The sequence below is a fragment of the Actibacterium pelagium genome (assembly GCF_002285415.1).
Classification (GTDB): domain Bacteria; phylum Pseudomonadota; class Alphaproteobacteria; order Rhodobacterales; family Rhodobacteraceae; genus Actibacterium_B; species Actibacterium_B pelagium.
On the sequence record NZ_NSBU01000005.1, the window covers coordinates 293,990 to 308,061 of the forward strand.

A 14,072-nucleotide genomic window follows, 5' to 3' on the forward strand; every position below is an offset into this window, starting at 1 on the left:
ACCATCGAGGGGAAGGGGTCAAGATGTCATCTCATCATGATGCACCGCAATCTGGTATCGCACGCTTCATCGACAATTTCGAAGAAACTCTGATCGCAGTCCTTCTGGGGCTGATGACGGTCATCACCTTCGTGAACGTTGTGCTGCGCTACCTTTTCAACAGCCAATTGATCTGGGGGCTAGAGGTCGTGTTGATCCTCTTTGCCTGGTTGGTTCTTTTGGGAATTTCTTATGGGTTCAAAAAGACCTCGCACCTTGGGGTGGATGCAGTCACGAACCTTCTGCCTGACCGGCCACGCCGGATCGTCGCTTTGTTGTCGGCCTTTGCGTGTTTCGCTTATGCGTTCCTGCTGATGAAAGGGGCCTATGACTATTGGGCACCGTTCGCCGCGCTTCAGCCGACAGAGGGCCGCTGGTTCCCGCTGGGCTTTACCGAAGGGGTCCGCGACCGCGCCTTTTATGTGACCGATCAGGTGCCGATGCTGGGCATCTTCCGCTGGCTGGAAGACGCGATCAACTATGGCGAGGCCTACGACAAGCTTCCGCGCGTCATTCCCTATGCCATGATTCCGTTCGCCGCCGCGCTGATCCTTCTGCGCGTGGTACAGGCAACAATCCGTATCATCAGAGGCACGCAAGACAGCCTGATTGTCAGCCATGAAGCCGAAGAAGAAGTCGAGCGCGTAGCGCACGGCGAATACGAGGAATAAGACCGATGGATGTTGTCTTTCTATTTACAATGGTCGTCGGCCTGCTGCTGATCGGTGTGCCGATCGCGGTCAGCCTTGGCCTGTCTTCGATGATCTTCCTGCTGATGTTCTCGGAGACATCGCTCGCCTCGATCGCTCAGTCGATGTACCAGGCGATGGCCGGGCACTATACCCTGCTGGCGATCCCGTTTTTCATCCTCGCGTCGAGCTTCATGTCGACCGGTGGGGTTGCGAAACGGATCGTGCGGTTCTCGATCGCCTGTGTTGGTCACTTCCCGGGTGGTCTGGCGATTGCGGGTGTCTTCGCCTGTATGATCTTCGCCGCCCTGTCGGGGTCGTCCCCGGCAACCGTTGTGGCCATTGGTACCATCGTGATCGCAGCCATGCGCCAGGTGGGGTATTCCAAGGACTTCGCAGCGGGTGTCATCTGTAACGCCGGTACGCTGGGCATCCTGATCCCGCCGTCGATCGTGATGGTGGTCTATGCCTCGGCAACCGACGTGTCAGTGGGCCGTATGTTCCTTGCGGGTGTGATCCCGGGCCTGATGGCGGGTGGTATGCTGATGCTGACCATCTACCTGATCGCCAAGATCAAGAACCTGCCCAAAGGTGAATGGGCCGGATGGTCCGAAATCGGTGCGTCCTTCCGCGAAGCTTTCTGGGGCCTGATGCTGATCGTCATCATCATGGTTGGGATCTACGGTATCCCGGGCATCACCAAGGCGATCTTCACCCCGACCGAGGCGGCGGCTGTGGCCTCTGTCTATGCGTTCATCGTGGCAAGCTTTATCTATCGCGACATGGGACCGCTGTCGGCCGGAGAGGGCAATGCCCCGACCCCGCTGATCAACAAGCCCCATGCCCTGTTGACCGCGCTTTGGCACAAGGACACGCGCCACACCCTGTTCGACGCGGGCAAGCTGACCATCATGCTGATGTTCATCATCGCCAACGCGCTGATCCTGAAGCACGTTCTGACCGACGAGCAGATCCCGCAGCAAATCGCCGAAGCGATGCTGTCGGCTGGTTTCGGCAAGATCATGTTCCTTGTCATGGTCAACGTGATCCTGCTGATCGGTGGCCAGTTCATGGAGCCCTCGGGCCTGATCGTGATCGTTGCACCGCTGGTGTTCCCGATTGCTATCGAGCTGGGCGTCGACCCGATCCATCTGGGTATCATCATGGTCGTGAACATGGAGATCGGGATGATCACACCGCCGGTGGGTCTGAACCTCTTCGTGACCTCGGGCGTGGCAGGGATGCCGATGATGAAAGTGGTCCGGGCGGCGCTGCCGTTCCTGGCTGTCCTGTTCGTCTTCCTGATCTTGGTGACTTACGTGCCGTTCATATCGACATGGTTGCCGACCACGTTGATGGGGCCGGAAATCATCACCAACTAGCGGTTTCGTCCTTAAACGGGATGAAACTAAAGGCGGCGCACTGCACGGTGCGCCGCCTTTTTCTTTGAAACGACCCACAGGGTTTTTGGCAGCACTTCCCCTTTTCAGACGCCGATCTTTTGAGTTTAGCCCCAAAAATGATACGGTCGGTCTCGACCATCTCTGGGGATGGAGGGTTGATTGCGTCATTTTTGGTTCAAACTAATCACAGTATTATCTTTGGTTTTTTCCTCTCCGGCCTTCGCTTTGGAGGAGGGCAAGGTCTTCCAGACAGTCGTCCCGCTGTACTCCGAGGATGCGCCTTGCAGCCCTGAATTCGCAGAGCCCTTCTGGGCGCGGAAATCCGTGGCGAACCCCGCTGACGACTATGTGGTTCGATACAGCCGTTTCAGCTGTGTGATCGGAGATAGCGGCGCCATTCTGATCGCCCCGGGACGGACCGAACCGGCTTACGAGTATTTGGAAACAGCCCTGGATTTCATCGCTTTGGGATATGGCCCGATCTACGCGGTGGATCACCGTGGGCAGGGACTGTCGCCACGTATGCTGAAGGACCCGCTTAAGGGGCATGTCGCACGTTTCGAGGACTATATCAGTGATCTGGACGTTGTGGTTTCAGCCATGCAGGCCGACCTTTCGGCACTTGGCGCACCGGCCGATTACCCGCGGTTTTTCACATCGAACTCTTTGGGTGGGGCCATCGGCATTGGGTATTTCCAAACCAACGGTGCAGAGACGCCATTCGCGGCCGCAGCCCTTCTTGGGCCGATGATCCATGTAAACTACATCAGCTTCGTGGATACGGATGCGACTTGGTTGGCCCTTCGCACCTTCTCGGAATTTGGGGCCAATTCACAAGCCAACCTGCGATGTGGCGTGCTTTCTTGGTTCAACACGGAAAAATGCGCCGAATATGCGAATGAGGCAGACTTTGGCCCCTATGTCACGGGAAGCCGAAGCTTTGTGCCGGACACCGAAAGCATCATGACGCATAGTCGGACCCGATATGATCTGCGGACCCACATGTGGGACGCCTTTGATTGGGCGAAGATTGCGGCTGAAGAATACGCCGAGGGCGAATTCTGGACCGGCCCCCAACTTGGCGGGTCGACCAACGGTTGGGTGAAAGAGGCCTCAAGGTTCAACAGACAAATGCGAAAGTCGAAGAACCTTGAAAAGATGCCGGATATGCCCGTCTTGCTGATGACCGGAACGCGGGATCTGCGCGCGTACAGGCAGTTCCGCAGTGGCAGCGGGAAAGAGCCGGACCTGAAGCGCCACAGTGATTTCTGTGACGACATGAATGCCGAAAGTCTGGTCACTTTCGGCAACTACAATTGCCTGTTCATCCCGATCAAGGGCGCGTTCCACGAGCTGTACAAGGAAAGAGATGCCGAGAGGTCAGTTGCCATCTCAGCCGTTGACTGGTTCTTCCGCATGTCCACACGCCTACCGCGTTGAAGCGCCAAGACATATTCCCACAGATTAAAAGGTGTGGTGCTCACCTCTGGACAGCGCCCCTTGGACCCCATACATCCCCGTTATGGCCAAACCGAAGACAGATCCAAATTACAAGGTGATCGCCGAGAACCGGCGTGCCCGTTATGACTATGCAATCGAGGATGACCTCGAGTGCGGCGTCGTGCTGCACGGTTCCGAAGTAAAGGCCCTGCGTAAAGGTGGCACCAATATCGCCGACAGCTATGCCAGCGTCGAAGACGGAGAGCTGTGGTTGATCAACTCTTACATCGCGCCCTATGAGCAGGCAAAAACCTGGGGCCACGAAGAGCGTCGCAAGCGCAAGCTTCTTGTGTCCAAGAAAGAACTGTCGCGGCTGTGGAACGAAACGCAACGCAAGGGGATGACCCTTGTGCCGCTGGTTCTGTATTTCAACCACAAAGGCATCGCCAAGCTGAAGATTGGTATCGCCAAGGGTAAGAAAAATCAGGACAAACGCGCGACCGAGGCCAAACGCGACTGGAACCGCCAGAAACAGCGCTTGCTTCGCCACGGCGACTGACACCGTCTTGCCTGAACTGGCAAGCCTCTCTAAAACTGGCAGGAACGCGATGACGGAGGGCGCTATGCAGGACGATCCCAAGACACTGGTCTCGACCGATTGGTTGGCGGCGCATTTGCGCGATCCAGACATTCGCATTCTGGATGCCTCGTGGTTCTTGCCGGGATCAGACCGCGACGCCCATGCGGAATACCTTGCTGGCCACATCCCCGGCGCCCGTTTCTTTGATATCGACGCCATCGCTGACAAGCGCTCGGACCTGCCGCACATGGTGCCGCCGGTCGAGAAATTCATGTCCCGCCTGCGGGCGATGGGTGTGGGCGATGGCCATCAGGTTGTGGTCTATGACAGCCACGGGTTGTTCTCGGCCGCGCGTGTATGGTGGATGTTCCGCCTGATGGGGCAGATGAACGTCGCCGTTCTGGACGGCGGTTTGCCAAAGTGGCAGGCCGAGGGCCGTCCCTTTACCGATCTGCCACCGGTGATCCGTGACCGCCATATGATCGTCGACTTCCAGCCGCAGATGGTGAAGGACGTGACACAAGTCGCCTCAGCCTCAAAGCTGGGGGACTATCAGATCATTGACGCGCGCGCGCCCGAACGGTTCCGCGGCGAAGCGGTCGAGCCGCGCCCCGGCTTGCGGGCGGGTCATATTCCGAACTCGATAAACCTGCCTTTCGGCGAACTGCTGAATGCCGATGGTACGATGAAAGAGCCCGACGCCCTGCGCGCCCAGTTCGAGGCGGCCAAGGTCGATCTGTCCAAACCCGCGATCACCAGCTGCGGATCAGGTGTGACGGCCGCAATCCTGTGTCTGGCAATGGAGCGGATGGGTAAGACCGATCACGCGCTTTACGACGGGTCTTGGGCCGAGTGGGGCGCGTACCCAGGGTTGCGGATCGCAACTGGATAACTCTTTCTCACAGCGGCCTAACTTGCCGGGGGCCTGTCATGTCGGTCATGCTTGGCCTTGCGGTCGCGGCTCAGTTAGCTTGACCTCGGCCGACGTTACATCAGTTTTTGGACGACGTCGCGGGCTCGCGTAAAGCGCGGGTTGGAGCTGAGCAGGAATACCCTTTGCCGTCTGGAAGAACGCAAAGGTCTTCCAAGAAACCTTCGGGAAGCAGGTTATATCGAGGCAGCGCATGGCTTTCATCAATTCGGTCCAAATACTGGTGACATGCTGACAGGTAGTAGGATTCTCGGCGGTCTGGGGACCGATACCATTGATCAAACGCTGCCGTGGTCGCGGCAGCCAAATCCCCTGATTTCGTCATTTCCTCTTCAAACCTGACGGCAATGTCTTTCTGCGTCGGCCATGCTGACAACGCGGCCCAAACCCTGTCATTGCCGTGGTTCGCCATATTCCACGCGACCAACAATGAAATCGCGCTTGCGTCAGCCTCCATTGCAAAGGTCGCACGAGCGTACTCTTTCATGGCCAAGTCTTCTGAGGGGCAGGCACCGATCGCAAGCTGTTCCAGATGCCGGATTTCGTGCAGAAGCACACCGATCTGCATGCTTGTGTTCAGTCTCTGGCTTATGACAATCCTGTTTTTGTCGACATCCAAATAAGCATGGGCATTGTGCATCTGATCCGACAGGCAGAGTTCTGGTGTCATGTTCGAGACCGCAGTTTCCAGCGAAGGGAACCGTTTCAGCGTCGGTGCGACACCCCGAAAGATACTGACAATTTCGCGGTGCGCGGCTGTCGGCATGGTAGTATAGGGATGCGAAATGCAGATCTCCTTCGCACCTACAGAGGTCGCCAGTGATACCAATATCGCTAGGGTGAAACGCATCAGTTAAAAGCCCGCAGTCGAAATAGCATCCAGTCGATTTCTGTTAGGGCAGAATTCATCACGCCTCCGCCGGTACCACGGCCCGTTGATAAAGATGCCACGTGGTATGCCCAAGAATCGGAAGGGTGAAGATCAGCCCCAAAAATGCGGGAACCAGCGACAGCAGCATCGTGATCGAGATGATTGCCGCCCAGGTCAGCATGACCACCGGGTTTTCCTTAACGACTTGGATCGAGGTCAGCATGGCGGACACAAAGTTGGTTTCACGGTCCAGCAGCAACGGCATGGCCACGACGGTTACGGTGAACAGTACGGCTGACAGAAACGCTCCGGCGCAGGAGCCGACCAGAAGGAACGTCCAGCCTTCCGGCGTGAAAAATACCGTGTTCAGAAACCCCGAAAAGTCCGAGAAAGAGGCATCCCTTAGGATGATCGCCAACCAAAGCCGAACCTGATAGGCCCAGACCCAGAAGATGAACAGGGTGACAAATGCCATCCAGCCCATCTCGCGTTTGCGCTGGTTGGCTATGACAGTCAGGATTTCAGACCAGCCGAAACTCTCATCTTTCTGCATCCGGCGGGACATTTCATAAAGCCCGGCGGCGGCAAAAGGGGCGACAAGCGGAAAGGCGACGACCGCAGGAATGATCATCCAGATTTTGCCAAGCCAGACCAGTGCCCAGACAAACAGGATGCCGAAAACCGCGTAGAACAGGCCGAAGAAGCCGCTCATTAACGGGCGCGCCAGAAAGTCGGAAAACCCGGCCTTTAGCGATGCTTTGATATCTTCTGAGGTTACTTTGTTGACCGTCGGCATGACCGGCTGGTGCGGCGCCTGATTGTCCGAATGGATGGACCCTTCGGTATTGGATGTCATGGCACACTCCTCCCAAAGCATGGCGCCGCAGAGGTCCGGTTTCCAACAGACCTAGGGCTAAACAGACATCGCGCTTCCATGCCCAAGTCTGGAGCAGCAGAGGTCTTTGGGCAAGAGGGGAGAGTGTGGCGGGGTCTTCGGGCAAATTCGCCAGCGCGACATGCGGCACACTAAAAACGAAAAACCCGGGCGGAACCGCCCGGGTTAAGCTTCTCAAACTGACAGGAAGGGTCGTCAGCCTTTCGAGAACTCGGGATATGCTTCCATACCCAGCTCTGCCATATCCAGGCCGTTGATCTCTTCTTCCTCGCCGACACGGATGCCCATGGTGGCTTTCAGGATGAACCAAACAACACCCGAGGCGACGACGGTGAAGATGCCGACCACAACGATCGAGTACAGCTGGGTGCCAAGCGATGCGTCACCGTTGGTGAAGACAACCGCGATGGTGCCCCAGATACCTGCCATCAGGTGAACCGGGATCGCGCCCACGACGTCGTCGATCTTCAGCTTGTCCAAGAACGGAACCGCGAAGACCACGATTACACCACCGACAGCACCGATCAGGGTTGCTGCACCCAGAGACGGGGTCAGCGGTTCAGCGGTGATCGATACCAGACCGGCCAGTGCGCCGTTCAGTACCATGGTCAGGTCAGGCTTTTTGTACATGAACTGGGTCAGCAGCAGGGCAGCGATTGCGCCACCGGCAGCAGCCGTGTTGGTGTTGGCGAAGATGCGCGATACGTCGGCCACGTCACCTACGGTGCCCATTGCCAGCTGCGAACCGCCGTTGAAGCCGAACCAACCCAGCCACAGGATGAACGTACCCAGAGTTGCCAGCGTCAGGTTCGAACCCGGGATCGGAACAGTGCGGCCATCTTTGTACTTGCCGATACGCGGACCAAGGATGATCGCACCGGTCAGAGCGGCCCAGCCACCTACCGAGTGAACAACGGTCGAACCAGCGAAGTCCAGGAAGCCAGCTTCGTCCAGGAAGCCACCGCCCCATTTCCACGACGCCTGCAGCGGATAGATCACTGCGGTCAGGATGATGGTGAAGATCAGGAACGGCCACAGTTTGATGCGCTCGGCCAGAGTACCCGAAACGATCGATGCGGTGGTCGCACAGAACATCAGCTGGAAGAAGAAGTCCGAACCGGTCGAGGCATAGCCATAGTCGTCTGCGCCATCACGGCCAACGCCAACAGCTTCCAGAACACCGGGGCCCCAGACGCCAGACAGAACGCCTTCAACCGACCATGTGCCCAGCGGGTACATCAGGTTGTAGCCGATCAGGTAATAGAAAATCGCGGCCAGCGAGAACAGCGCGATGTTCTTGGTCAGCTGCATGGTCACGTTCTTGGAGCGCACCAGGCCTGCTTCCAGCATGGCAAAACCAGCTGCCATCCAGAACACAAGGAAGCCGCCGATCAGGAACAGCAGCGAGTTGAAAATAAAGACGCTGTCGGTCGAGGCATCGACGCCGGCGACAGTGTCCTGTGCAAGACCCATCGACGGAAGCGCTACTAGCGCTGCTGCCGGGAGGAGTTTGGTCAGTTTCATTTGAATTAGTCCTTTTTCTCGAGGATCGGTTCGGCGCGTCTTACAGCGCGTCTTCGTTGCTCTCGCCGGTACGAACGCGCACGGCCTGATTGACATCGAGGACGAAGATTTTGCCGTCGCCGATCTTGTCGGTTTTTGCGGTGGTTTGGATGGTTTCGACCACCTGGTCTGCCATCGCGGCGGAAACCACGATCTCGAGCTTGACCTTCGGTACGAAGTTCACGGCGTATTCCGCGCCGCGGTAGATTTCGGTGTGACCCGACTGCGAGCCGAAGCCCTTGATCTCGGTCACCATCATTCCGCGTACACCGATGGACGTGAGCGCCTCGCGCACTTCCTCCAGCTTGAACGGCTTGATTGCAGCAATGATTAGTTTCACGTTTCTTCCCCTTCCACGTAAGGTTCTGGGGCCCTTGCGGGTCCATGGGGGGCATGAAGACGAAGATCGGGGTGATGTCTCAAGATTCGGGTCGTGAAAATAGACCTCGAAATAAGCATATGATTAAAAATTGAGCGCTAAAGTTTGTGCGGGGCAAATTTTGAGCACAGTTTGAAGTCAATAGGCCAGTAATTGCGGGGGAAACCTCGCCGCTCGTTCCCGCTCCACATTTACGCAAATGCGGGGTATCTTGCGCTCGTAGAACCCCAAAGGGGACGGGAAATGAGCAGTAATCGCGGGAAAACGCCGCGCCTGATGGGCGAAAAACGCCAAAAGAAGCAACCGGTTAAACGGAAGAAGGCTGCGCCGGCCAAACGGCGGCGTGCAGCAACGCCTGCGAAGAAGGGTGGAAACGTCTTTACGCGATTCTTCCGAGGTATCTTCCGTTGGATTACCCGTTTGGTGTGGATTGTCGGCTCTCGCGTGGCGCTTATCGGCGGATTAGTGGTCGCGGTTGCAGTCGCCTATTTTTACGTCACTTTGCCCCCTGTGACCGATTTGCTTGATGGCCGCACGCGTGGATCGGTGACGATCCTCGACCGGAATGACAAGGTCTTCGCGTGGCGCGGGGACCAGTTCGGCGGCCAGATTTCGGCCGATACCGTTGCGCCTGCGCTGAAAAACGCCGTAGTCGCGACCGAGGATAAACGTTTTTACTGGCACCCCGGTGTTGATCCGATCGGGATTGCAAGCGCGGTTCGCATCAACCTGCGCGAAGGCCGGGGCCCTTTGTCGGGCCATGGCGGGTCCACTCTGACGCAGCAGACAGCCAAACTGTTGTGCTTGGGGGATCCCTATGATCCCCAGAAATGGAAGAACGAAGCCGCTTACGAGGCTGACTGTCGCCGCACCACGCTTTGGCGCAAGGCGAAAGAGGCCATCTATGCGATGGCGATGGAAGCCAAGTACACCAAGTCGGAAATCCTGACGATCTATTTCAACCGTGCCTATCTGGGCGCGGGGACGCGCGGGTTCGAGGCCGCGGCCCAACGCTATTTCGGGAAATCCGCGAACAAGGTGAACGCGTCCGAGGCCGCAATGCTGGCGGGTTTGCTTGTTGCGCCGACGAAATATGCGCCGACTAACGACCTGAAACGCTCGCAGGATCGCGCCAATCTTGTGATGGGGTTGATGGAGGATCAGGGCTATCTCAGCGCGAAAGAAGCGGCTGTCGCCAAGGCCAACCCGGCGCAGCTGTCACGTGCAGCGCAGGCGCGGGCGGGGGGCTATTTCGCCGATTGGGTCATGGAAAGCGGCCCCGCCTTCCTGACCAACGATACGACCGAAGATGTCATCATCCGCTCGACACTGGATCAGCGTATCCAAAGAGCTGCGGAAGACGCGATGCAGTATATCTTTGAAACCAAGGTCCGCGCTGGATCAGAGGCTCAGGCGGCGATCGTCGTGATGTCCTCGGACGGGGCTGTGCGGGCGATTGTGGGTGGTCGGCAGACCAAGGTTTCGGGTGCTTTCAACCGGGCAACAATGGCGAAACGCCAGACGGGGTCTGCGTTTAAGCCCTTCGTCTATGCCGCCGCGCTTGATTATGGGTTTACGCCGAACGCGACGGTGGTGGACGAACCTTACTGTCTGAACGTGCCGGGCTCGGGCGAATATTGCCCGAAGAACTACACCAAGGACTTCAAGGGCAAGGTCACGCTGACACAGGCGCTGGCGCAGTCGCTGAACATTCCGGCGGTAAAAGTGTCGGAAGAAATGGGGCGCGACGCCGTCCGCAAGATTGCCAATGACTTTGGTATCGAAAGCGATCTGGCCGATGGTCCTGCACTGGCGCTTGGCGCGTCAGAGTCGACATTGCTGGAAATGACTGGCGCCTATGCCGGCATCCTGAACGGTGGCCAGTCGGTGACGCCATATGGGTTGATCGACCTGCGCCTTCAGGGGGACCGAGAGCCTTTGTTCACGCAGCAGGGCGGCTTGGGCGAACGGGTCATCACGACCGAAGCAGCCCGCAGCCTGACCTATATGATGAGCCGCGTTCTGGCCGAGGGCACAGGGACCCGTGCTCGGCTGCCGGGCCGCGAGGCCGCGGGCAAGACCGGCACCACCTCAGCCGCACGCGACGCATGGTTCCTTGGCTTTACGGCGGACTACGTGGCTGGCGTATGGATGGGCTATGACGACAACACGCCGTTGACGGGCGTCACCGGGGGCGGCTTGCCAGCAGATATCTGGAAAGAGACCATGGTGCGCGTCCACGAAGGGCTGCCGGTCAAACCCCTGCCAATGACTGTGCCGCGCCAGACGCCAACCTTCGCGACAGAGACCAACACCAACACGAACACCCGGCCTCGTCAGACCAATCGACGACGGGACCCGGACCCGGTCGAGCGGGTCCTGATCGATATTCTGCGTGGGGTGTTCGGGAACTAAAGAGCTGTTTCGCTAGCCCTGATCGGGCTTAGCCGGCGGTCTTCAGATCCCGGATCAACAGATCAAGGTTGCCCTTGCGGCTGTCCAGCATTGCGCCGATTTCTTCGCGCTCGCTGGCCAGCATGTTGATGCCTTCGATGATGAGGTTGAAGAACAGGTCCTTGCCGCTTTTGTCCGAGACAAGGAACTTCACATCATACGGGGCAGAGCCCGGAACGCGGACCGTGGTCGAAACCTCAAAGAAGCTTTTGACCTGTTTGGCCGAGGATACCTCGATCTTGCCGCCTTGGAACTCGCGGAAACGCTTGCCATACTTGCGTGCCATATAGCCTTGGAACGCTTCGGTGAAGGCGTTCATCTGCGGTGACGAAGCAGATCGCGCGGCCACCCCAAGGGCAGAGCGGGCGATGATCGGCACATCAGCATAGCGCGCAAAGATTTTCTCGAACGCGGCAATCATCCGGTCCTGAGACTGGCCGGACGAGATGACAGTGTTCACCTCATCCACCACCTTCCCGATCAGGGCACTGGCTTGCTGGGTGGTCAGGGCTTGTGCGGGAGCGCCCATCGCCAAAAGGGCGCCGGCGCTGGTCAGGCCGGCCAAAACATGGCGGCGGGTTGAGTTACTGGCCATAGGGATCCTCGTAAGGGTCAATATAAGGCACCTCTGCTTCGCTCCCTCCAAGTTTGAAGCGTCGGTTTTGCAAATAGGTCAAGCGGGTCTGCGCGTAGCTGTCCTCGCTGTCATATAGGATCGAATCCACGGTATTTGAGAAGTCGTTACGATCACCAAGTCGTGACCCGATATTGGTGGCCGTCTGCACTTTGCGAACATCATCGTGGAACATCGTCTCAACTGGATTCAGGACGAAATCGACGGCAGTTCCGACTGCGTCGCGGCTGGTTGACGGCCCAAGCAGCGGAAGCTCAAGATAGGCCCCTTCCTGCGCGCCCCAGACATGCAGGGTCTCACCGAAATCGGTGTCACGCTCTTCCAGGCCGATGGCCGTGGCCACGTCAAAAGTACCCGCCAGACCGATGGTCGAGTTCGCGACAAAACGCACCGTGTTATGAGCCGCATTCGCAAGGCGGCCCTGCATCACATTGTTGATCACATTGCTGGGCTCACCCAAGTTCGAAGCGATATTGCTAACGCCCTGGCGCACGGGCTTGGGCAGCACTGTGCCATAGGCTTTCGATGCCGGGCGCACGATGGCGGTATCCAGCCCCTTGTTGAAGGCGTGGACCCCACGGTTCGCGGATTCGAGCGGGTCGTTATATCCAGCGGTTGGGTCAGTCTGAGAGCAGGCAGCAAGAAATAAGCCTGACACAAGGGCAAGAGCTTGCAGTAAACGCGGCATCAAAAATAACCTTTTTTCAAACCCCCGCAGAAAGGGGCCGTCTTCTAATTCAGCTAAATAGGCTTTTGTGTCTTCTTGCCTAGACTAGACCAGACAGTTTCCTGCGCACAAGTTGCCGAAGCGCTACAATTGAAATTTGTCGAGCAACTTCGCCACATCCTTGCGGCTTTGCACAAAACTATGGCTGTTGTTTGCGCACATGCTGGAAGCGCGTTAGCGTCTTTCTAAAGCATGAAGACTCAGGAGACCCAGATGAGTGCAATACAAGACCGGTTAGAGGCGCTTGGCCTCACCCTGCCGGATGCGCCTGCGCCCGCCGCGAATTATGTGCCGTTTGTGCAGGTCGGACCGCTGTTGCATGTTTCGGGGCAAATCTCGGCGCGGGATGGGGCGTTGATTACCGGCAAGCTTGGGGCTGATCTGGATGTCGAGCAGGGGGCAGAGGCCGCGAAATGTTGCGCTTTGTCACTGTTGGCGCAGGCGCGGGCAGCTTGTGATGGTGATCTGGACCGGGTTCAACGCTTGGTGAAACTTGTGGGGTTCGTCAATTCGACGCCCGAGTTCGACCAGCAGCCAGCGGTCATTAACGGGGCCTCGGACCTGATGGTCGAGGTGCTGGGCGACGCCGGTCGCCACGCAAGATCGGCGGTATCTGCGGCATCATTGCCGTTTGGCGTCGCGGTAGAGATCGAAGCCATTTTTCAGATCCGATGACACCACTTCCCGACAGCTTTCTAAAAGCGCCTATCACGCACCGGGCCCTCCACGACAGGAAGGATGGCCGCCCCGAGAACTCCTTGGCCGCGATCCGGGCGGCGATAGCAGGTGGTTATGGTATCGAGATCGATATACAACCGTCTTCTGACCGGCAGGCGATGGTTTTTCATGACTATGATTTGCGCCGCTTGACCGAAGAGCACGGCCCCATCGCGCAACGCCATGCACATGAATTAGAAGCCGTGACGCTGACCGGCGGCTCAGAGGGCATCCCGACACTGAAAACTGTTCTGGAGCTTGTCGCAGGTCAGGTGCCGCTTCTGATCGAGGTGAAAGATCAGGATGGGCATATGGGGCCCAGTGTCGGCGCGCTGGAGCGGTCGATTGCCGAGGTTCTGGAAAACTACGAAGGCGACGCAGCTCTGATGTCGTTCAATCCGCATAGCATCGCCGTTCTGTCCCGTCTGCTGCCAGAGCGGCCGATGGGGTTGGTGACCTGTGACTACAACGCGCAGGATTGGCCTCTTTTACGTGAAGAGACGCGCGAGCACCTGCGCACGATCCCTGATTTTGAGCGATTGGGGGCCAGTTTCATAAGCCATGAGGCCGCTGATCTTGGGGCAGACCGTGTGGCCGAGTTGAAATCTCAGGGTGCAAAGGTTCTATGCTGGACGATCCGATCGCAAGCGGAAGAGGCAGAGGCGCGCAAAGTTGCGCATAACGTGACCTTTGAGGGCTATACCCCGGTGCGCATGCCTTGACCCGGGGCCTGATATCTCCAGTTTAAGG

Annotated in this window: 14 protein-coding genes; 8 read left to right on the plus strand and 6 right to left on the minus strand. The window is 57.9% G+C overall.

Annotated elements, in window-relative coordinates:
- The first annotated feature begins 23 nt into the window (after nucleotides 1-23).
- From CLM58_RS06385 to sseA, 5 genes are all read left to right on the plus strand, one after another.
- A complete protein-coding gene (locus CLM58_RS06385) occupies nucleotides 24-710 on the plus strand; it encodes a TRAP transporter small permease (RefSeq protein WP_095595093.1) in 687 nt (228 codons plus the stop codon).
- Nucleotides 711-715: 5 nt separating this feature from the next.
- On the plus strand, nucleotides 716-2,110 hold the full coding sequence (locus CLM58_RS06390; RefSeq protein WP_095595094.1) for a TRAP transporter large permease: 1,395 nt from the start codon (nucleotides 716-718) through the stop codon (nucleotides 2,108-2,110).
- Between the two features lie 180 nt (nucleotides 2,111-2,290).
- Nucleotides 2,291-3,571, plus strand: a complete 1,281-nt coding sequence (locus tag CLM58_RS06395; RefSeq protein ID WP_095595095.1) for a serine aminopeptidase domain-containing protein — start codon at nucleotides 2,291-2,293, stop codon at nucleotides 3,569-3,571.
- An 82-nt stretch (nucleotides 3,572-3,653) separates the two neighbouring features.
- On the plus strand, nucleotides 3,654-4,130 hold the full coding sequence (gene smpB, locus CLM58_RS06400) for an SsrA-binding protein SmpB (protein ID WP_095595096.1): 477 nt from the start codon (nucleotides 3,654-3,656) through the stop codon (nucleotides 4,128-4,130).
- 64 nt (nucleotides 4,131-4,194) lie between these two features.
- Nucleotides 4,195-5,043, plus strand: a complete 849-nt coding sequence (sseA, locus tag CLM58_RS06405; protein ID WP_095595097.1) for a 3-mercaptopyruvate sulfurtransferase — start codon at nucleotides 4,195-4,197, stop codon at nucleotides 5,041-5,043.
- Between the two features lie 100 nt (nucleotides 5,044-5,143).
- On the opposite strand, the gene CLM58_RS06410 is transcribed toward sseA, so the two are convergent.
- From CLM58_RS06410 to CLM58_RS06425, 4 genes are all read right to left on the minus strand, one after another.
- Complete coding sequence (locus tag CLM58_RS06410; RefSeq protein WP_143226534.1) at nucleotides 5,144-5,932, minus strand: DUF6782 family putative metallopeptidase; 789 nt, start codon at nucleotides 5,930-5,932, stop codon at nucleotides 5,144-5,146.
- A 58-nt stretch (nucleotides 5,933-5,990) separates the two neighbouring features.
- A complete protein-coding gene (locus tag CLM58_RS06415; protein WP_095595099.1) occupies nucleotides 5,991-6,809 on the minus strand; it encodes a DUF2189 domain-containing protein in 819 nt (272 codons plus the stop codon).
- Between the two features lie 234 nt (nucleotides 6,810-7,043).
- Complete coding sequence (locus tag CLM58_RS06420) at nucleotides 7,044-8,372, minus strand: ammonium transporter (protein WP_095595100.1); 1,329 nt, start codon at nucleotides 8,370-8,372, stop codon at nucleotides 7,044-7,046.
- A 40-nt stretch (nucleotides 8,373-8,412) separates the two neighbouring features.
- On the minus strand, nucleotides 8,413-8,751 hold the full coding sequence (locus CLM58_RS06425; protein ID WP_095595101.1) for a P-II family nitrogen regulator: 339 nt from the start codon (nucleotides 8,749-8,751) through the stop codon (nucleotides 8,413-8,415).
- Nucleotides 8,752-9,033: 282 nt separating this feature from the next.
- On the opposite strand from CLM58_RS06425, the gene CLM58_RS06430 reads away from it, so the two are divergent.
- Nucleotides 9,034-11,205, plus strand: a complete 2,172-nt coding sequence (locus tag CLM58_RS06430) for a transglycosylase domain-containing protein (RefSeq protein ID WP_095595102.1) — start codon at nucleotides 9,034-9,036, stop codon at nucleotides 11,203-11,205.
- Between the two features lie 28 nt (nucleotides 11,206-11,233).
- Here CLM58_RS06430 and CLM58_RS06435 read toward each other — a convergent pair whose 3' ends face one another.
- On the minus strand, nucleotides 11,234-11,839 hold the full coding sequence (locus CLM58_RS06435; protein WP_095595103.1) for an MlaC/ttg2D family ABC transporter substrate-binding protein: 606 nt from the start codon (nucleotides 11,837-11,839) through the stop codon (nucleotides 11,234-11,236).
- Nucleotides 11,829-12,566 carry an MlaA family lipoprotein gene (locus CLM58_RS06440; protein WP_095595104.1) on the minus strand — a complete coding sequence of 246 codons (738 nt, stop codon included), beginning with the start codon at nucleotides 12,564-12,566 and terminating at the stop codon, nucleotides 11,829-11,831. Before CLM58_RS06440 ends, CLM58_RS06435 begins: the two co-directional genes overlap by 11 nt.
- A 252-nt stretch (nucleotides 12,567-12,818) precedes the next feature.
- Here CLM58_RS06440 and CLM58_RS06445 point away from each other — a divergent pair, with 252 nt between their 5' ends.
- Nucleotides 12,819-13,280 (plus strand): RidA family protein, encoded by a 462-nt coding sequence (locus CLM58_RS06445; RefSeq protein WP_095595105.1) that lies wholly within the window; start codon nucleotides 12,819-12,821, stop codon nucleotides 13,278-13,280.
- The gene (locus CLM58_RS06450) at nucleotides 13,277-14,044 is read left to right on the plus strand and encodes a glycerophosphodiester phosphodiesterase family protein (protein WP_095595106.1); all 768 of its coding nucleotides are present in this window, start codon (nucleotides 13,277-13,279) and stop codon (nucleotides 14,042-14,044) included. Before CLM58_RS06445 ends, CLM58_RS06450 begins: the two co-directional genes overlap by 4 nt.
- The last annotated feature ends 28 nt before the right edge of the window (nucleotides 14,045-14,072 follow it).